Origin of the sequence: Arthrobacter sp. NyZ413 (assembly GCF_049390645.1) — a bacterium.
Taxonomy (GTDB): domain Bacteria; phylum Actinomycetota; class Actinomycetes; order Actinomycetales; family Micrococcaceae; genus Arthrobacter.
In genome coordinates, this window is sequence record NZ_CP155434.1 from 2,613,450 (window position 1) to 2,630,937 (window position 17,488).

General features: G+C 63.9%; 19 protein-coding genes. 12 read left to right on the top strand and 7 right to left on the bottom strand.

What is annotated here, in order from left to right; translation table 11 throughout:
- The first annotated feature begins 97 nt into the window (after positions 1 to 97).
- The 3 genes from ABCW42_RS12225 to ABCW42_RS12235 all read left to right on the top strand — a co-directional run bounded on the left by ABCW42_RS12225 (position 98) and on the right by ABCW42_RS12235 (position 1,304).
- Positions 98 to 487 carry a hypothetical protein gene (locus tag ABCW42_RS12225; RefSeq protein WP_423181507.1) on the top strand — a complete coding sequence of 130 codons (390 nt, stop codon included), beginning with the start codon at positions 98 to 100 and terminating at the stop codon, positions 485 to 487.
- 16 nt (positions 488 to 503) lie between these two features.
- Positions 504 to 926: a VOC family protein gene (locus tag ABCW42_RS12230; protein ID WP_423181508.1), complete on the top strand. Its 423-nt coding sequence runs from the start codon at positions 504 to 506 to the stop codon at positions 924 to 926.
- 120 nt (positions 927 to 1,046) lie between these two features.
- Positions 1,047 to 1,304 carry a mycoredoxin gene (locus tag ABCW42_RS12235; protein WP_133203036.1) on the top strand — a complete coding sequence of 86 codons (258 nt, stop codon included), beginning with the start codon at positions 1,047 to 1,049 and terminating at the stop codon, positions 1,302 to 1,304.
- Positions 1,305 to 1,345: 41 nt separating this feature from the next.
- Here the strand turns inward: ABCW42_RS12235 and ABCW42_RS12240 are convergent, their stop codons facing one another.
- The 4 genes from ABCW42_RS12240 to ABCW42_RS12255 form a co-directional block, all read right to left on the bottom strand.
- Positions 1,346 to 2,212 carry a lipoate--protein ligase family protein gene (locus ABCW42_RS12240; protein WP_423181509.1) on the bottom strand — a complete coding sequence of 289 codons (867 nt, stop codon included), beginning with the start codon at positions 2,210 to 2,212 and terminating at the stop codon, positions 1,346 to 1,348.
- The gene (locus ABCW42_RS12245; RefSeq protein ID WP_423181510.1) at positions 2,212 to 3,015 is read right to left on the bottom strand and encodes a thioesterase family protein; all 804 of its coding nucleotides are present in this window, start codon (positions 3,013 to 3,015) and stop codon (positions 2,212 to 2,214) included. The genes ABCW42_RS12240 and ABCW42_RS12245 overlap by 1 nt, the downstream gene beginning before the upstream one ends.
- 31 nt (positions 3,016 to 3,046) lie before the next feature.
- On the bottom strand, positions 3,047 to 3,598 hold the full coding sequence (locus ABCW42_RS12250) for a DedA family protein (RefSeq protein ID WP_423181511.1): 552 nt from the start codon (positions 3,596 to 3,598) through the stop codon (positions 3,047 to 3,049).
- A gap of 217 nt (positions 3,599 to 3,815) precedes the next feature.
- Positions 3,816 to 4,010, bottom strand: a complete 195-nt coding sequence (locus ABCW42_RS12255; RefSeq protein WP_423181512.1) for a DUF1918 domain-containing protein — start codon at positions 4,008 to 4,010, stop codon at positions 3,816 to 3,818.
- A gap of 205 nt (positions 4,011 to 4,215) precedes the next feature.
- Between ABCW42_RS12255 and ABCW42_RS12260 the strand changes: the two genes are divergently transcribed.
- On the top strand, positions 4,216 to 5,376 hold the full coding sequence (locus ABCW42_RS12260) for a PDDEXK nuclease domain-containing protein (RefSeq protein WP_423181513.1): 1,161 nt from the start codon (positions 4,216 to 4,218) through the stop codon (positions 5,374 to 5,376).
- Here the strand turns inward: ABCW42_RS12260 and ABCW42_RS12265 are convergent.
- Entirely contained in the window at positions 5,365 to 6,018 is a 654-nt protein-coding gene (locus tag ABCW42_RS12265) for a DNA alkylation repair protein (RefSeq protein WP_423181514.1), read from the bottom strand. The genes ABCW42_RS12260 and ABCW42_RS12265 overlap by 12 nt on opposite strands.
- 96 nt (positions 6,019 to 6,114) lie before the next feature.
- Between ABCW42_RS12265 and ABCW42_RS12270 the strand changes: the two genes are divergently transcribed.
- The 3 genes from ABCW42_RS12270 to ABCW42_RS12280 all read left to right on the top strand — a co-directional run bounded on the left by ABCW42_RS12270 (position 6,115) and on the right by ABCW42_RS12280 (position 11,288).
- Positions 6,115 to 7,005, top strand: coding sequence for a ribonuclease Z (locus tag ABCW42_RS12270; RefSeq protein ID WP_423181515.1), 891 nt, complete (start codon positions 6,115 to 6,117; stop codon positions 7,003 to 7,005).
- Positions 7,006 to 7,666: 661 nt separating this feature from the next.
- Complete coding sequence (locus tag ABCW42_RS12275) at positions 7,667 to 10,315, top strand: DUF222 domain-containing protein (protein WP_423181516.1); 2,649 nt, start codon at positions 7,667 to 7,669, stop codon at positions 10,313 to 10,315.
- Between the two features lie 442 nt (positions 10,316 to 10,757).
- Positions 10,758 to 11,288 (top strand): DUF2087 domain-containing protein, encoded by a 531-nt coding sequence (locus ABCW42_RS12280; protein ID WP_423181517.1) that lies wholly within the window; start codon positions 10,758 to 10,760, stop codon positions 11,286 to 11,288.
- A gap of 17 nt (positions 11,289 to 11,305) precedes the next feature.
- Here ABCW42_RS12280 and ABCW42_RS12285 read toward each other — a convergent pair whose 3' ends face one another.
- On the bottom strand, positions 11,306 to 12,163 hold the full coding sequence (locus tag ABCW42_RS12285; protein ID WP_423181518.1) for a prephenate dehydratase: 858 nt from the start codon (positions 12,161 to 12,163) through the stop codon (positions 11,306 to 11,308).
- On the opposite strand from ABCW42_RS12285, the gene ABCW42_RS12290 reads away from it, so the two are divergent.
- Positions 12,162 to 12,293 carry a hypothetical protein gene (locus ABCW42_RS12290; protein WP_423181519.1) on the top strand — a complete coding sequence of 44 codons (132 nt, stop codon included), beginning with the start codon at positions 12,162 to 12,164 and terminating at the stop codon, positions 12,291 to 12,293. The two genes, ABCW42_RS12285 and ABCW42_RS12290, sit on opposite strands and share 2 nt — an antisense overlap.
- Before the next feature lie 3 nt (positions 12,294 to 12,296).
- Here ABCW42_RS12290 and ABCW42_RS12295 read toward each other — a convergent pair whose 3' ends face one another.
- Positions 12,297 to 12,785, bottom strand: a complete 489-nt coding sequence (locus ABCW42_RS12295) for a cysteine hydrolase (protein WP_423181520.1) — start codon at positions 12,783 to 12,785, stop codon at positions 12,297 to 12,299.
- Positions 12,786 to 13,204: 419 nt separating this feature from the next.
- Here ABCW42_RS12295 and ABCW42_RS12300 point away from each other — a divergent pair, with 419 nt between their 5' ends.
- The 4 genes from ABCW42_RS12300 to ABCW42_RS12315 all read left to right on the top strand — a co-directional run bounded on the left by ABCW42_RS12300 (position 13,205) and on the right by ABCW42_RS12315 (position 17,383).
- Positions 13,205 to 13,921 (top strand): DUF4397 domain-containing protein, encoded by a 717-nt coding sequence (locus ABCW42_RS12300; protein WP_423181521.1) that lies wholly within the window; start codon positions 13,205 to 13,207, stop codon positions 13,919 to 13,921.
- 180 nt (positions 13,922 to 14,101) lie between these two features.
- The gene (locus ABCW42_RS12305; protein ID WP_423181522.1) at positions 14,102 to 14,674 is read left to right on the top strand and encodes an RNA polymerase sigma factor; all 573 of its coding nucleotides are present in this window, start codon (positions 14,102 to 14,104) and stop codon (positions 14,672 to 14,674) included.
- Positions 14,661 to 15,515, top strand: coding sequence for a hypothetical protein (locus tag ABCW42_RS12310; RefSeq protein ID WP_423181523.1), 855 nt, complete (start codon positions 14,661 to 14,663; stop codon positions 15,513 to 15,515). Before ABCW42_RS12305 ends, ABCW42_RS12310 begins: the two co-directional genes overlap by 14 nt.
- 377 nt (positions 15,516 to 15,892) lie before the next feature.
- Complete coding sequence (locus ABCW42_RS12315; protein WP_423181524.1) at positions 15,893 to 17,383, top strand: cation:dicarboxylate symporter family transporter; 1,491 nt, start codon at positions 15,893 to 15,895, stop codon at positions 17,381 to 17,383.
- Positions 17,384 to 17,488 lie beyond the last annotated feature (105 nt).

Below are 17,488 nucleotides of genomic sequence, written 5' to 3' on the forward strand. Positions count from 1 at the left end.
TGGCCATCCAACCGTGAGCGTCCCGGCCGGGGATCAGCTCGGACAATTTCCTGGATCAGGGGTGGACGGCGGGAGGCGCACAGAGCAGGATTGAGCCATGAGCAACGATGACGCACTTCTGAAGCAGGCCAGCATCACCGCCACGGAAGCCACGCTCGTGGCCAAGTTCGAGATCGAGGGCAACATCCCCGGTTCCGGCGCGTACGTTGTGGGCCTGGTCGCGGCGAGTCCCGACTACTCCTCCCAGCGAAGACTGGGCATCGAATTCATGAACGGGGAGGCGATTGCCTTCTTCTCGTTCAACCATGACCAAAGCGCCGAAGAGAACTACGACCTCAAGGGCGTGGAACACGAGGGAAGCACCATCACAGGCCATTTCCCCCTTTCCGCGATCAACGGCCTTGGCAAAGGGCACGTGATGACGGCCTTCAGTGAAGCGGACGGCCGGGATTTCCAATCGGGCGTCGCCGTCAACGAGGCCATCTAGGTTCGGTCCTGACCCTGTGGAACCGCGCGTCGATTTCATCTCTTTGGGCGTGCGCGACGTCGATGCGTCGCGCCGTTTCTATGTGGACGGCCTTGGCTGGCCGGTCCACGCCGAGTATCCAGGGGATGTCCTCTTCCTCCAGGTGAACCACGGACTGATGCTGTCCTTGTGGAACGTGGAGCAGATGCAAGGGGAAGCCGCCGTCGACCCACCCACGGGTGTCCCGTGCATCACTTTGAGCCATAACGTCTCCGGTCCCGAAGAAGTGGACCGGATGATGTCCGAAGCGCGGGCCGCCGGCGCCGTCGTCGTCGCTCCCCCGAAGTCCCAGCCTTGGGGCGGATACACCGGATACTTCGCGGACCCGGACGGGTTCCGCTGGGAGATCGCCTACAACCCGACCTGGACGGTCGACGACGGCGGAAAAGTCACCGTTTGAGCGCCGCCTCGACGTCTCCGTGGGCCGTGCGTGTCATGTGACACATGCGCTCCAAGGAATAGCCGGCACCGGGTTACCGTTGATGCGAACAGTTCGTTAAAGCATCGACAGGAGAAATCCGTGGACTTCACTCCCGAAGCCGGCACCATCACCATGTTCTCGACCACGTGGTGCGGCTACTGCAACCGCTTGAAGAAGCAGTTGGACGCCAAGGGCATTGGCTACAACGAAATCAACATCGAAGAGGTTGACGGCACCGCCGAACTCGTGGAGAAGCTCAACGGAGGCAACCAGACCGTTCCCACCGTCTTGTTCCCGGACGGTTCCGCCGCGACGAACCCGTCCGCGGCCGAGGTTGAAGCACGCCTCGCGGCCTGAGAGAGCAGCGTGCTGGCGGGGGCTGCGTGTACGGTGCCGCCCTATTGGGGCGGCACCGGGCTCCCTGTCGGCAGTGTGCTCGCCGCCGGCAGTGTGCTCGCCGCCGGCAGTGTGCTCGCCGCCGGCGCAGTGCTGGCTGACGGCGCAGTGCTGGCTGACGGCATCAGGCTCCGGAAGTCGCCGTCGAGCAATTCCGCGTATTCCGAATAAGCCGCGATAATCGCATCCTCGACGGCCGGCACATCCAATTGGGGCAGAAGGTCGTTGGCCGCCCCTGCCGTTGAAGGATCCCATTCGAGGCCTAAAGCCTCATAGCTCGCAGTCAAGACCGCGCGGATGGGCGCCGAGTCCTCCACGACAACCACCGAACTGAAGAGCCAACCGCCGGACACCACGCGCTGCGCGGTCCCGATCAGCTTGATCTGGTGGGCGGGGAAGTCCGGGTCAAGCCCGTGGACGCTGAATTCACCCGGGCAGTACTCGCCGGGAATTTCCCCTACGCCGGCGTGGAGTCCTACCCGGCGGAGCGCGCCCGCCAGTAGCTCGCCAAAGAGTGCGAACCGCGCCTTCGCCCCGGCGATTGCGTCCGCGTGCGGCTCAACGTGGTCGATCACCAGGGTGCCCCGGTGGTAGGCGGCGGCCCGTCCCCCGGCTTTGCGGATCAGTGGCTCGAAACCAAGTTCGCGGCAGGCCTCGGAGGCCGCCGGGAATCCCGCCAGCTTGGCATCGCGTTGGCCGAACGCAACCGTGGGCTGCGGCCGGTACAGCCGCAGCGTGGGCGCCAGGAGTCCCCTGCGCGCGCGATTGAGCAGTTCTATCCCGAAGTCGAGGTCCTCGGTGGCGCCAAGCGATTCCTGCTGGCGGACCACGGTGAGCGTACGATTTGCTCCCTGCATCTCGGCGGCCATCAGCTCTTCCTCAATGTGAGGATCTGTTCGGCGCGGCCGAACGGTCCCTCGAGGTCGTGCAGGACCGAGGACGTCAGCCCAATGCCGTCGCTTCCAAAGGAGACCATGTTGTCCACTCCGAGCCACTCGCCCCCAGGCTCGCGATACATGTGGATCTGGAGGTCGAGGTTGGGAAAGATGTAGCTGTTCTTGCCAGGTGACACCCGGGCAGCGATGCCGTTAGCGGTATCCACGAGTCCTACGAGCCTCGCGACGTCGCTGCTGTCATCAGCATCGGTGAGGGGGTGGTCGGTGCGGATCCAGACCTTCCCCGAACCTGAGCGGTGTCCTTCGGCGATCCTCATTTCGAGTGACCGGATGTAGCCGCCCGGCCACACACTCGCGCCGTCCCACGGTTTGCATTCATCCGGTGCGGGCATCGGGAAGTCCTCGATGGCGGCTACGGCGCTTGTGTCGCTCGTCGCCATTCGCCAAGCGGTGGCACGGATCGCCACCCGACCAGCCGCCGTGAGTTCCGCCTGGACCAGTTCGATGGTCCTGCCGGGGCGCAAAGTCTTGGTGGTGACCTCGAACTCGCCACCGGGAATGAGGCCCAGGATCTCGTAGCTCAGCCGGGCCATGCGGACGTCCCCGCGCGGCTCATGGCGGAGAAGCGCATCGGCCATGATGCCCGACGCCGGGGCCATGTGCTGCTCTTGTGGGTTCCACGCACCTTGGGCGTGAATAGTGGACCTGAACCGTCCACCTCCCTGCGATTCGTAGTAGAAATCGCCTTCCGCAAGTTCCGGAAGCTCAATACCCACGCTCGCCCTTTCGCTGGCCGGAAGTGGAAACTCAGACCACTGTATCTTCTGGAGCCACTGTATCCCCCCGAAGGTCCTGTTCCGGTTTTGCCTGTTCCGGGATTCCTTGTCCCCGGGCCTCGGCTGCCCGCCGCCTGCGCCAAACAACCGCTCCCAGGACGGTACCCACAAGCGCAAGGGCGAGAATGAGCGCACTCAGTGGCGAGGCCGCCATGACTGTGAGCCAAGCGTCGATGGCCGCAAGCCCGATCGTGGCATAGACGAACGCCCAAATCGCTGAACCCGCGATTGCTGCGGGGAGGTAACGCCGCAGCGGCATCCTCGCGGCACCGGCCGCGAAGTTGACGGCGGTCTGGAGTCCGATTGTCAGGAAGGTCAGTACGACGGCGTAGGGACCCAAGCGCTGTATCAGGACTTGGGCTTTGGCTGCTTGCGGGCCCTTCAATGCGGCGGCGAATCGCGTGCGTTCGACGCCCGCTGCCGCGCTCCTGCCGATCCAATACGTAGCGTTGACGCGGAGCATCACCACCCCGAACAGGGCTGCAAGCGCCGCTTCAAAGGGCAGGTCCAGGATCTGGTCCACGCGCCGCCCTCCCCGGTGTCATCAGCAAAGTAAGTCTTACCTTACCTCACTGCCGGACGCAGGCTTGGGCCTTGGCCTGGCGGGCTGCTTCCCTATCCTGGTGGGCTGCTTCCCTAGCCTGGTGGGCTGCTTCCCTAGCCTGTCCGGCTGCTTCCCTATCCTGGTGGGCCGTTCCCTAGCCTGGCGGGCTGCTTCCCTAGGCTGTCCGGCTGCTTCCCTATCCTGTCCGGCTTGAGTGATCGACGCTGAAATCGCCTCCCGGATACAGGATGGTTTCGTGGCCGTCGTCAAAGCGCACGAAATACGGCGGGGCACCGTTGTCACCTCGGACTTCGATGATCTCTCCGTGCCGGTCCGACGCGCCGACCGTCCTGCCATGAATGATGATGCGATCTCCCTGGGCTGCTTCCACAGGAACCACCTCCCAGGATCAGATTACGAGTCCCGGCCCGGAGAAGGAACAGGGCGCGTTGACCTATTGTGCGGGACTTGTCCTACGCGCCGATGGTCCGTTGCCTTCAATGTCCGACCCCCTCGCTAACTTCAATAACAGCATTCGGAAGTTCCGGAACCAACCGTGATCGAACAAGGCCAACAGGTCGAGGAGGGAGACCAGCATGTCGAGTCGAGGGGTGCAGAGCAGCCCGTCCACTGAGGTGGACACCGGACCGGGCACGCGCAAGCATTCCGGGCGCGCTTCTTTTCCGGGCACTCCGGCAAGAAGCACCATGCCCGGGTGGTACAACGAGCTACTCGACTCCATCTCGCAAAGGGTTGAGCTTGGCCGGCGTGCGGCTACAACCGCCGTCAACCGCGAACTCATCGCCACAAATTGGGCGATCGGCAAGCTCATTCTCGATCGGCAAGGCAGTGAGGGGTGGGGCGCAAAAGTCATCGACCGGCTCTCCGCCGACCTCCAGTCCGCGTTCCCCGGGTCTGCCGGCTTTTCTCCCCGCAACCTCAAATACATGCGCGCATTTGCCGAAGCGTGGCCGGACTATGCAATTGTGCAACGCATTGCACAATTGCCCTGGGTCCATCAGATCTCCTTGATCCAGAAGCTCAGCGATCCCGAAAGCCGCCTCTGGTACGCAGCTGCCGCCGTCGAACACGGCTGGTCACGGAACGTGCTGGTCCACCACATCGAGACCAAACGCATGGAACGTTCGGGCAAGGCCATCAGCAACTTTGGCTCCACCTTGCCGCCAGTCGATTCCGATCTGACGCAGGAAGCCACCAAAGACCCGTACGTCTTCGACTTCGTCGCCATGACGGACCGGCGCAACGAACGTGAATTGGAATCGCAATTGGTCAAGCACGTCGAGAAATTCCTCTTGGAACTCGGGCACGGTTTCGCCTACGTCGGGCGCCAGGTCCGGCTCCTCATCAATGACCAGGAGTTCTTCGCGGACCTGCTTTTCTACAACTTCAAGCTACGCTGCTTCGTGGTAATCGAGCTCAAGGCCACGGACTTCAAGCCGGGATACCTCGGCCAGCTCGGCATGTACATGGCGGCCGTGGACGATTTGTTGGCCCACCCCGATGACAAACCGACAATCGGGCTCTTGTTGTGCAAATCAAAAGACAGCCTGGTAGCTGAATACGCCCTGCGAACTACATCCATGCCAATCGGAGTCTCGGAGTGGAAGACGGAAATCATGGAATCGATGCCGGAGGAATTCGCTTCCAACCTGCCCAGCATCGAACTCATCGAAGCCGAACTGGCCGGCGGACCTCCGCTGCGCGACTCCACAACAAACCGCGACTCACGCAACTGACGGAGGGAATTGCAACTCCGGCCGGCGTTTCGCCAATTCAGCCAAAATGGTGGAAACTGCGTCGCGGACTTCCGCTTCATCTTCCCTGTCCCGGGCGGCATCGAGCGCCGAGGAGGTGTCCTTGACGAAGGCATCCCAGTCCCCTCCTCCGGAGCGGAGGCCAGCCAGCGGCGACATCAGGGCCGCGCGGCGAAGCCACTTGTCGGACCCGGTCAACCAACGCTGCCGGACGCCCTCGGCACGGGCCTTCGCTTGACCTTCCAGCCCCGCGATCAAGGGTCCGATCACATCTGCCGCGAGGGGATCCACGAGTTCGCGGACGCGCGACTCGCGGACAAATCCCTCAAGGCGCGTCAGGTCGGTGTTATTGAGCAAACGGACTTTGGACTGCAACAGCACAACGGCAGCGAGGCGACGCTCATAGACCGGAAGCTCCCACAGTTCCGAGCTCAACATGGTGATGTCATCGTGCGTGAGGTCCGGGTGGCGCCGCAGCGCGTCACGCACGGTTCCGCGAATAGCACCTACCGACGAACCATAGAATCGCAGGTCTGTTCCGAGCCGAGCTTCGGTCTCTTCAGCCCGGAGCCACGAGCTCTCCCTCTGCAAAGTCTCATCGATGAACTCAGCGGCCTCACTCATGCAGACATTCTTTCGCAGCCTGCTCGGCCTCAACGAATTGGCCAGGTGCATGGAGAGGCCGGGACTTGCGCGCCAAGCGGTGGGAGACTCGACTCCATGCGCGAATTCGTGGTGCTTGGCACTTCTTCCCACGTTCCTACCCGGGAGCGCAACCAGAACGGCTACGTCCTCATCTGGGACCGCGAAGGCTACCTCTTCGACCCCGGAGAAGGGACGCAGCGACAAATGATCCACGCCGGCGTCTCGTCGAACAAGATCACACGCATTTGCATTACCCACGTCCACGGCGATCATTGCCTCGGCTTGCCCGGAGTGGTGTCGCGCATGGTTCTGGACGGAGTGCAACATCCTGTCCACCTGCACTATCCCGCCTCCGGCGAAGACGCGATCCGTGCGCTGCTCTCTGTCGCGACCCCGGGCCTGGACCTTCGGCTCCATGCGCATGGCAGTTCGGGAGAAGTCGCCCCCGGCCTGGAGGTGCGGCCCCTCCTGCACCGGATCGAAGCCTTCGGTTACCGGCTGACCGAGCCCGATGGCAGGCGCCTCCTCCCCGCGCGGTTGGCCGCTGCCGGGATCGCAGGACCCGACATCGCACGCTTACTGCGCGAAGGCAGCTTGCGTGGTGTGCGTTTGGAGGATGTAAGCGTTCCGAGGGCCGGGCAAGGTTTTGCCTTCGTCATGGACACTGAACCTTGCGCCGGCGCTGAGGAGCTGGCCGACGGCGTCGACCTCCTCGTCGCGGAGTCCACCTTCAGCGACCACGACGCCGGGCTCGCGGCGCATTATCGCCACCTCACCGCCGGGCAGGCCGGCTCCCTGGCGGCCACTTCCGGCGCCGGCGCTCTTGTCCTCACCCACTTTTCGTCGCGCTACCCCGACGTCGGAGTGCTCGCCGAACAGGCCAGTGCACGCTCTGGAGCAACCACCGTGGTGGCCGCGAACGATTTTGACCGGATTTCCCTCCCCAAGCGGCCAAGGTCAGCTTAACTGGAAGGAAAGTCGGCTTGGGTGAACGGCGGCCGGAAAACAAGTAGGCGATACTCGTGCCTTGGAGCCGCGTTCGCGGTTGAATATTACTAATAGAACATCCGGCAGTCGATGAGCTACCGGCCCTACGGGACCGGCAAAGACGGGGCCGACGGCGGGAGGGCCCCTGGAGCCCGGGGCTCGGGGCTCTCTACCCCAGACGCCGCCGGCCCCCCATTTTGCGCGGCGGCGGGTTGTTCGGCGCGAGATCCTGCGGGCCGCTACGTCAGCGGCAGGAGAATAATTCGATCGCCGTCGCGTGCACGATTCGCTCTTTGACTGGGCCAAGGCCTTCCGCGGCCGCGCCTGCGTACGGCTGGGTGACTCTGTTCCTGACCCTCTTTGGGTCCACGAGCGTCCGACAGGCCGTGATTTGCCGGCGCGCCGCCGTAGGAGTCTGGTCAAAATCGGTCAGGAACACTGTCAGCCGCATCGCTTCACTGGCCTTTCCGGGCGTGGACCATCACAGTTGAATCGTCAACTGGGAGCATTTGTTCGCCTTATGGGAGGACTATGTCGCGACTCAAATCGCGAAAGCGGAGAACGGGACATCTCCGGCCTCTTCGATGGCCGCGTAGTTGGCGAGCCTTATTTTGTCGTACCCCTTTGGCAGGCTGGAGGTATGGAGCGAGGGGCAGCGTGGAGCGCGGAGGGCGCGGCGGCAGTTGAGGCTGTTGCGGCGTCCGTCGCTGTGCTTTCTTCGCTCGTGACCGGTGCGACCAATCCGTCTGGCGTGGCTGGTTCAGACGGCGTGTCCGGTCTCGACGGGGTAGTCGGCGGCCGCCGCGTGGCTGCTCCCGACGGCAGGGCCAGCGGTTCGGGACCAGATGCCGCGGTTGAACCAATTGGTGCGGCTAAACCAGCCGGGACCGGTTTTGGTGCCCTTGACTCAGGGTCTTCCCGCGCCCGGGCCCAGGGCCTGGAACCTTCCCGCGGCGCCTGCACGTCCGATTCCCCGGACTCGGCGTCATTCGGTGCCGATGCGCAAGGCCTGGAACCTTCCCGCGGCGCCTGCACGTCCGGAGCCGGTTTTGGTGCCCTTGACTCAGAGTCTTCCCGTGCCGGGGCCCAGGGCCTGGAACCTTCCCGCGGCGCCTGCACGTCCGATTCCCTGGACTCGGCGTCATTCGGTGCCGATGCTGGAGCGTTGGAAGATTCTGATCCGTTGCGGGTGATGGCGGATGGGTGTCTGGATGCGTTGGCGGAGGTGGCGCGTTTGGAGGCCAGGACGGCGGCGTTAAAGGCCCGGCTGCTCACGCAGTATGTGGACGCGGCCAGGGGGTTGGCACCGTCCGCAGGCTCCCCTGCCGAGGCGACGGCGCAGGAACTGTCCGTGGTGGCGGAGATCGCGTGCGTGCTGACCGTGTCCGAACGCACCGCGTCCGGACTGATCGGTGACGCCCACGCCCTCACTGGTCTGCCATTGACCGCGGCCGCGCTCAGTGCGGGGAGGATTTCCTGGCAGCACGCCCGGATCATCATCGACCAAACCGCGACCCTGGACCGTGCCGGAGCGGCGTCGTTGGAGGAACATTTCCTGCACCCGGACACCCCTGCCCTAGCGAATTCTGCCGGGGAATTGGTGCCGGCACGGTTCCGGGCCAAGGTGCGTACCTGGCGGGAACGGCACCACCGGGACAGCATCGAAGAACGCCACGCCAAAAGTGTCCGCGACCGCAGAGTCGAATACGTCCCCGACGCCGACGGGATGGCCTGGCTCTCGGCCTACCTGCCGGCCGGGACCGCGGCCGGGATCTGGAACCGGACCACCGCCGCCGCTCGCGCCTGCCAAGGCCGCAACGAACCCCGCACCCTGGCCCAACTCCGCGCCGACATCACTGCCACCTGGCTCCTCACCACCAACGAACTACCCCGCGTAGGTGGACTGCCCGACGGCGGTCCCGGAGTCAAGGGCAGCAGCGCCCCCGCCACTGGTGTAGCCGTGCTCGCTAGTGTGCCCTCGAATGGTGCTGACGTGGCCGGCGGCGCACCCACCGTTGGTATCGCCGTGCCCGGCAGCGCACCCACCAATGATGTAGCCGTGCCCGGCAGCGCACCCACCACTGATGTAGCCGTGCCCGGCAGCGCACCCACCAATGATGTAGCCGTGCCCGGCAGCGCACCCACCACTGATGTAGCCGTGCCCGGCAGCGCGCCCTCGGATGGTGCTCACGTGCCCGGCAGCGCACCGCCGGCTGGTGCTCACGTGCCCGGCAGCGCTCCCTCGGATGGTGCTCACGTGGCCGGCAGCGCGCTCCGCAACCTGGAGGCAACTGACGACGACGGCGTACCTGGACTTCCCGACCGCGGAACCGGCGACGCCGATATCCTCCGCAACGGACCAAGGCTCCCCGACACCGTGCCCGGACTCCCCGGTGGTGCCGACGTCATTCCGGATGGCGTACCGCACGAGACCGTTTCTAATGGCGGGGTGTGCCAGACGGTTCCGGTGCCGCGGGCCCAGGTGCTTGTCACGGTGCCGGTGCTCTCATTGCTGGGCGTGACGGAGGAAGCGGCGATGCTGGACGGGTACGGGCCGATCCCGCCGTCGATGGCCAGGGATTTAGTCGCGGGCGGGGCGGGGTCGTTTTACCGGGTCCTGACCGATCCGCGGGACGGTGCGCCGTTGGAAATCGGGCGGACGAGTTACCGGTTGACGAAGGCTATGCGGCAATGGTTGCGGCTGCGTGATGGCAAGTGCCCGTTCCCGGGCTGCGGCAACCAGTCTCCGGACAACGAAGCCGACCACCTGCTCGCCTGGGCAAAGGGCGGCACGACCGGAATCAGCAACCTCGGCCAGCCTTGCCCAAAACACCACCGCCTCAAACACGGCGCCGCCTGGACACCGACCCGTGCGGACAAACACCATCCACCCGGCTGGACCTCACCCAGCGGACGGCAATACCCCAGCGAACACCAAGACTGGGAACCACCCCACCTCCCAGACACCATCACCCACCGGAACCAGTCCCCGGGCCGGGACGCGTCTTCGGCGATCCCACCTGCGATCTCTCCGCACCAGGATGTCTCCTACCCGCCCGCGCCCGGCTACGATCCGGACCTGCCCGAGGACCTGCTGCCCGAAGACCCTGACTTGCAGCAAGACCGGGAGCTACCCCCGGACCCGCTGCCGGACTGGCGTTCTTTCATCACTGCACACCCTTGGCCCGAATCAGACCCCCATGACCTACCCGACGACGAAGCCCTGCCCAGCTACCCTGTGCCCATCGACGACCCGATTCGGGGCCACCCCTATGTCCGGGCCGCCTAAAACATGCGGCACCCCTACAACGACAACCGAGGCAACAACCCAACGCACGCACCGCCGTCGGGCACTGAGCCGGTCCCGCCCGGGACCTAAGAGGTCGCGATTGATCGTGGACCGAGCCAATAAGATCGCCACGCCGTTGAGGATATGGCGTCCCGACAAGATGCCAAGATCTCGGCGTCCGGCAGAACGCCTGCACGGCGGCAACCAGGCAACCAGACAACCAGGCAACCAGGCAACCAGGCAACCAGTGAGCCAGTTCCGGCGCCGCCGCGCCGGCCTCACCTGTTGACGCAAACCTGTCGCTGATCACCAGCGGGCGACGGCCCACAAGGCCTGTCCACGAATCCGGGGCCAGACTACGATTTTCTCCCCGGGCGCAATAGATTGTGCCAAGTGCCGCAGCAGCAAAAGACAACATGCAAAAAGTCGTGAGGACAGCGTAGTGACCAGACGAACCGAGCCGGGAGGTCCGCACTGGCGGCGAGTGATGGCCGCCCTCGCCAATAAGGACGCGCGTATCGTCTACGCAGAAACAGTGCTCGGCGCAAAAGTCCCCGGCGGTCCGCACGGAAGCACGCTGAGCGACCGTCGTCGAAACCAAGCTACCGCCCTCCTGCTCGAATCCGGCCTCATCGAACGGAAGGCAGAGAACCAACTAGCGGCGTCCGAGACAATCTTTCGCGACCTCCTCACGCAGCAGCCCAGGCGCCAGGCCCAAACCGGGTTGGACCGCTTCATGCGGCTGGGCAGAATCGAAAGGTATCCAGCAAACATAAGCGAACGACGGGAACTGTTGGCCCGGATCGTCAGTGAAGCATTCAGCCCCGGAGAACACCTGACTGAGAGGCAGGTGAATGAACGTCTCCTCAGCTACACCGACGACGTCGTCATGCTGCGGCGCTACCTGGTCGACTTCGAATTCTTGGATCGGACACCGTCAGGCTCATCGTACTCACGGAAGATGGCACCATAAGCTAGTTCCCGCAGACCCTACACACTCGCCGTTTGCCGGGCGCGATAGGCGTCAGCGGCATACACGCCCAGAATCCGAATGTCCGTGGTGAAGAATTCCAGCTCTTCCAGTGCTCGCCGAAGACGTGGGTCATCGGGGTGGCCTTCAACGTCGGCAATGAAGGTGGTAGCGGTAAATTCGTTGCCCACCATGTAGCTTTCCAAGCGGGTCATGTTGACGCCGTTCGTCGCGAAACCGCCCAGCGCCTTGTAAAGGGCGGATGGGACGTTTCGGACACTGAAAACGAAGCTGGTGATCGCGGGACCAGTGAGTTCGTCCCTTGAGGGAAGTTCCCCTTCCCGCGCCAGGACCACGAAGCGGGTGGTGTTCGTGGGGTCGTCCTCGACGCTGGACGCCAGCACCTCAAGCCCGTAGAGCTTGGCTGCCAGCGGCGGAGCGAGCGAGAGTTTGCGGGGATCGTTCCAGTCACGCACCTCCCGGGCTGAGCCGGCGGTGTCTCCGGCAATAACCGGCTTCAGTCCTGCCTGGCGGATGATCCGCCGGCACTGGCCTAGGGCATGGATGTGGCTGTGTACCTCGGTGGCGTCTTCGATGGTGCTTCCCGGTATGCCCAAAAGGTCGAAACGGATGGGCAGGAAGTACTCGCCGACAATCTGCAGCTTGGACTGCGGAAGCAGGATGTGGATATCGGCGACACGGCCGGCGATCGAGTTTTCGATCGGGATCATGGCCAAATCCACGGACCCCCCGGAGACCTGTTCAAATGCGTCCTCAAAGCTGGCACAAGGCACGCTCCCGAGCTCGGGAAACATTTCCCTACACGCCATATCCGAGTTGGCTCCCGGCTCTCCTTGGTACGCAATCTTCTGGGTCATGCTGCCCATCGTTTCACGCGTCGCTTGGCGGCCCAACTATGTCGTCAATGGGCTAGCGGGCAGCCAATGCCTCCAGCACCTCGGCGGTGGTCCCGAGCTCCCCCAGCTTTGGGAACTGGTGCTTGACTGAGGCCTAATGCGCTTCGGCATTGCCGTCAGTCATCGCGTCCAGCACGAAGGCAACGTGGTAACCAAGCTCGTAGGCCGAGCGGGCCGTCGACTCCACACCGGACGTGGTGGAGACCCCGGTCAGCACGATCTGGTTTGCCCCGACTCCCTTGAGCTTTGCATCGAGATCGGTCGACAGGAAGGCACCAAAAGTCCTCTTCGTGACGGTGATGTCACTCTGCTGTTGGTTCAACTCCGGAACGAGAACGGTGGCCTCAGCCGGCAACGACTGCGGACCGGACCTCCCCAGCGCTTTGTTCCGCTCAGTGCGGCCGGGTGCGGTGGCATCGACATTGACGAGCACAACGGGCAAACCCTTCGCCCGGAACGCCTCAGCAAGCTCCGCCGAATTCCTGATGACCTGCTCGATCGGGTGCGCGGCCGGCTGACCGACAATGCCGGACTGCAGATCGATGACAACAAGGGCAGGAATCTGTTCGAGTTCGATGCTCACAGTTCTCCTTTGCAGGGGCTTCCTTGGCAGGAATCCGGTCCCTCCATCCTGACAGTCTGCGTGACGAACTCCAACTATTCTGCCCGGAGGCGAAGAGACGAGCACGGCACTGGGCGAGGTCCGCCACTATTCTCGAGTAGTTGCTCGTAATCGCTGCGCATGGCGCCAATCCGGTTTTCAGGTACCAGGCACCCAAGGGGTGGAATGCTCTGAGTGGGTCGATCTGGCGCTCCATCGGTTAGGCGGTTTCTACATCGCAGGGTCGATTCCCGAAGGGACCCGAGCCTGTTCATCGATGCATTGGAGCGTCCCGGCTCAAGGGAAACTTCCATACGCGTGCATCCGGCCAGGGCTTCCGGCCGGTAGTAAGGGTGTAAGCACAACCACAGCCCCCTGTGGGCCTCAATGAGGAGTTGGAAATGCGTAAAACACTCTCTGCGGCCGCCGGAGTAATGACGCTGCTCGCAGCGCTGGCCTTGGCTGCCCCGGCCCAGGCCAGCACCTGTCATCATGGCGACGACGGCACAGCGAAACTGTCCGTCCTCCACGGCGTCCCTGGCCTGACGGTGGACGTCTGGGTCGATGGCAAACTCACCCTGGACAACTTCGCCCCAGGCACCTTGGCCGGGCCGCTGAACGTCCCCGACGGTGATCACAAGATTGCCATCACCGGTGCCGACGCCACCAGCGCCGACAATCCTGTGATCGGCCCCGTCACAGTGGACCTGGAAGCCGGCCGGGACTACACGGCTGTCGCGCACCTGGCCGCTGACGGCAGCCCCACGGCCACTCTGTTCACCAACGACACCTCGGCCAGCCCGGACGGGCAGGGCAAGCTGACCGTCCGCCACGTCGCTGCGGCTCCCGCCGTCGATGTCTTGGCTGGCGGGACGCCGGTCATTGAAGGCTTGGCCAACGGGCATCAACGGACCCTCACCCTGAAGGCAGAAACCGTCTCCGCTTCGGTCGCCGCCGCGGGAACCACAGCTGCCCTGATCGGCCCCGCTGACCTCACGGTCGCTGCGGGGAAGAACACCATCGTCTACGCTTGGGGAAGCCTGGCCGATAACAACCTTGGCGTTGCCCTCCAGATCGTAGACTCCGCATCACACGGACACGAACACCACGGCGGGTAGCCCTCCGTAGCTCCCGCACCCAGCAGATTCCCTCCAGGGCGGGACCGCGTTGACCGCGGTCCCGCCCTCATGTGTACCGCAACCACCCGGACGGCTACGAGACCCGGCCATGGCGCAGCTGGCGGGTCGAGCGGCATAATGTGGTTGAACAAGGCCCGTTGCCGCTCGAAGGAGCACCCCATGGAGGCTGCCGCCGCGCATGATTGGGACCCCGGTCTCGATCAGGCCTTTGCCGGCGGCGACGAACGCGTCCTCGCCGAGGCCTACCGGCGGTTCAGCCCGCTGGTGTACACCCTGGCGATGCGGTCCCTGGGAGAACGTGCCGCCGCCGACGACGTTACCCAGGAGGTCTTCATCCGGGCCTGGAAATCGCGGACCAGCTATCGCCCCGAGGCGGCACGGCTGCCGGCATGGCTTATCGGGATCACGCGCAATTCCATCTCCGACGCGTTATCGGTGCGATCCCGACAGCACCATCTGGAACAAGCCGCCATCCAACTGGTCGCAGACCCGTCTGCGGGACCGGATACCGGCGATGTCGAAGAGGTCGCCGACCGCCTGACCCTGGACGAAGAACTGGAACACTTAGGGGATCCACAACAGACAATAATGCGGCTGGCATTCTACGAAGACCTGACCCACGACCAGATCTCCTCGCGACTGAACCTGCCGCTAGGCACCGTCAAAAGCCACATCCGGCGCAGCCTCGCCCGTTTGCGTACCCGCTTGGAGGTGGAACATGGAACACCTTGACGCCGAACTTCTCAGCCTCCTGGCCCTTGGCGAGCCCGTGGGAACAGACACGGACGCAACCCATCTCGCCAACTGCCCTCAGTGCACCGAAACCCTCCGGAGCCTGCAGCACGCCGTGCACATCGCCACCCTCGATCCCACGGGCATCGAACTCGAGAAACCCGGCAGCCAGAACTGGACCGCCATCCATCAGGCCCTCGGGCTCTCCCCCGACCTAGCACCGGACCCCCTCACCCGGGAAACCGGTTGGCCTGCTGCATCAGCGGGGACGCCGCCGATCAATCCGGCCGCAGATCAAACACCCGCACGCCACGGCGAACAACCACAGGCCGCACCGATTCCACTACAGCCCGGCCCCAAAAGCCGGCATGCCCGCCCCCGGTTCTGGATCAGCGCCGCCGCGGCCGGCATCGTCCTGGGCACAGCAGCCGGATGGACCGCAGCGGGAGTCCTCGGACACGCCGGCTCCCCCGCCCCCGCGCCCACCCAATCGGCCCCCGCCGCCATCATCCTCGCCCGAACACCCCTGGCTCCCCTGCCCTCGCACACCGCGAGCGGAGACGCAACCGTCAAACAACTCCCGGACGGAACCCGCCAACTCGCGATCCAGCTCTCCAACGACCACATCACCGGATTCCGTGGAGTATGGCTGGGGTCCGCCGACCTATCCAGAATGGTCAGCCTGGGCGTCCTCGCCAACGATTCCGGCGTCTTCACCATCCCCGCCGGCGTCGACTTGGCCCAATACCCCATCGTCGACATCTCCAACCAGCCATACAACGGAAATCCCGCCCACTCGGCAGACAGCATCGCCCGCGGAACCCTCAACCCGAAAACCTGACTCTCCCGGCTTTCCTCCGAAGCCCACACGGCTGTTCCGGTTCAAGCGGTTCTCAGCAATACGAAGCCTCTCTGGCGGCGGGCGAAAATCAAGCAAACTCGATATGCGGCGAGGCCCAGTGAGGGTGGTGGCGCGCGTCGCCGACGCCCTACGGAGCGATGTGTCGCCGCATTGCGTTTGTGTACAGTTCGCGCCTTTAGGACGCCCCTCGAGGGTCATAATCTGTCCACAAGCTCTCAGCCGGACCGCCGCCAGAGCGTTCGCCGTATTCCATGATGTGAAAATTATATTTCCTCTTGTGGAATGATGTGAGCGGGATTACATTGAAATCAGTCCCCGAAATCAGGGGCCATCCTCAAACTGATTGGTTCAGATCAATGAAGATCCCAGACTCTGCGGCGCTGAAGGCGAGTTCGGCCCCGCGGAAGAAGAAGCCACTGTACAAGTCGCTCTTCTTCCAGATTCTGATCGCCGTCGTCGCAGGTGTACTCATCGGCCATTTTTGGCCGAATATCGGGTCCGCCCTCCGGCCACTGGGCGATGGTTTCATTCAACTCATCAAGATGATCATCGCTCCGCTGATCTTCCTCGTGATCGTCACGGGCATCTCAGCAGTCGGCGACGTCAAGGCGGTCGGAAGGGTCGGGATCAAGGCGCTCCTGTACTTCACCGGCGCAACGGTATTCGCATTGGTTTTCGGCTTGATCGTTGGAAACCTTGTCCAGCCTGGTGCAGGACTTCGCATCGACCCCAGCACGCTGTCGCAGGACGCGCTCAACGCTGCCACCGGTACCGCGCCGCCCAAGAACGCGGCATCGTTCATCCTGGATATCATCCCGACCTCCGTCATCGGTGCGTTCGCCAGCAACAGCCTTCTCCAAGTTCTCTTCTTCTCGGTCTTCTTTGGTGCGGCCATCGTCGTGATCGGGCGCGAACGGTGCCTCCCGGTGATCAGCCTCATGGAAACGGTCCTGGAGCTTATTTTCAAGATCATGTCGTGGATCATGAAGGTCGCCCCTATTGGTGCCTTCGGTGCCATGGCGTTCATCATCGGCCAGTACGGGCTGGACACCCTGGGGACCTATGCCCTCCTGATTGCCTCTTGCTACGGGGCTGCTGTGATCTTCATCGGTCTGCTGTTCCTGGTCGCCTGGAGCTTCGCCCGCGTGCCCTTGTGGCACTTCTTGAGGTACACGCGTGAGGAATTCCTCCTCGCGCTCGGCACTGCGTCCACTGAAGCTGTCATGCCGCGGATCATGACCAAGCTGACCAACGCGGGATGTTCCCGTGCCACGACCGGCCTGGTGGTTCCGACCGGGTATTCTTTCAACCTCGACGGTGCCGCGATCTATCTTTCGATCTCACTGCTGTTCCTGGCCCAGGCCTTCGGACACCACCTTGACCTCGGTCAGCAGTTGGCTGCCCTCGGCGTCCTGCTCCTGACCTCCAAGGGCATGGCCGGGGTCCCAGGTTCATCCTTCCTGGCACTCTCGGCCACGGCAACGGCTCTGGGCATCTTCCCAGTCGCTGGCGTCGCGCTCCTCCTGGGCGCAGACCGCCTCATGGACTCCATGCGCGTCGTCGTCAACCTCCTCGGCAATTGCGTGGCAACCTTTATCGTCGCGAAATGGGAAGGCCAGTTCGACCGTTCCGTCATGGTCCGGGCCTTCCGCGGTGAAATCACCAACGAGGATTCCGCCATCATGCTCGGAGCCGAAGCCGCTTTCGAGGAACAGGAAATCGCACGGATCAGCGAGGGCCAGGTACCCTCGCCGAAGTTCCGCGGCGGCCCGACTTCAGGCGACATCCCGCAGTTCGAGATGATGAAGCCAAGCCAACACCGGAGTCCATCCGTCAGCCCGGACTGACCCCCGCCCCGGATTGCCTGAACAGGTGGCGCCCCTTAAGAGATCTCTTGAGGGGCGCCACGGCGTTAAAGCGGCCCCTGACAAAGCGCGCCTCTGGCTTGCATC

Coding starts and splice junctions, on each gene's coding strand:
- ABCW42_RS12225 (WP_423181507.1), top strand. CDS start 98: ATGAGCAACGATGACGCACTTCTGAAGCAGGCCAGCATCACCGCCACG.
- ABCW42_RS12240 (WP_423181509.1), bottom strand. CDS start 2,212: ATGGCCGCCGAGATGCAGGGAGCAAATCGTACGCTCACCGTGGTCCGC.
- ABCW42_RS12260 (WP_423181513.1), top strand. CDS start 4,216: ATGTCGAGTCGAGGGGTGCAGAGCAGCCCGTCCACTGAGGTGGACACC.
- ABCW42_RS12265 (WP_423181514.1), bottom strand. CDS start 6,018: ATGAGTGAGGCCGCTGAGTTCATCGATGAGACTTTGCAGAGGGAGAGC.
- ABCW42_RS12270 (WP_423181515.1), top strand. CDS start 6,115: ATGCGCGAATTCGTGGTGCTTGGCACTTCTTCCCACGTTCCTACCCGG.
- ABCW42_RS12275 (WP_423181516.1), top strand. CDS start 7,667: ATGGAGCGAGGGGCAGCGTGGAGCGCGGAGGGCGCGGCGGCAGTTGAG.
- ABCW42_RS12290 (WP_423181519.1), top strand. CDS start 12,162: ATGCTGCCCATCGTTTCACGCGTCGCTTGGCGGCCCAACTATGTCGTC.
- ABCW42_RS12285 (WP_423181518.1), bottom strand. CDS start 12,163: ATGACCCAGAAGATTGCGTACCAAGGAGAGCCGGGAGCCAACTCGGAT.
- ABCW42_RS12300 (WP_423181521.1), top strand. CDS start 13,205: ATGCGTAAAACACTCTCTGCGGCCGCCGGAGTAATGACGCTGCTCGCA.
- ABCW42_RS12305 (WP_423181522.1), top strand. CDS start 14,102: ATGGAGGCTGCCGCCGCGCATGATTGGGACCCCGGTCTCGATCAGGCC.
- ABCW42_RS12310 (WP_423181523.1), top strand. CDS start 14,661: ATGGAACACCTTGACGCCGAACTTCTCAGCCTCCTGGCCCTTGGCGAG.
- ABCW42_RS12315 (WP_423181524.1), top strand. CDS start 15,893: ATGAAGATCCCAGACTCTGCGGCGCTGAAGGCGAGTTCGGCCCCGCGG.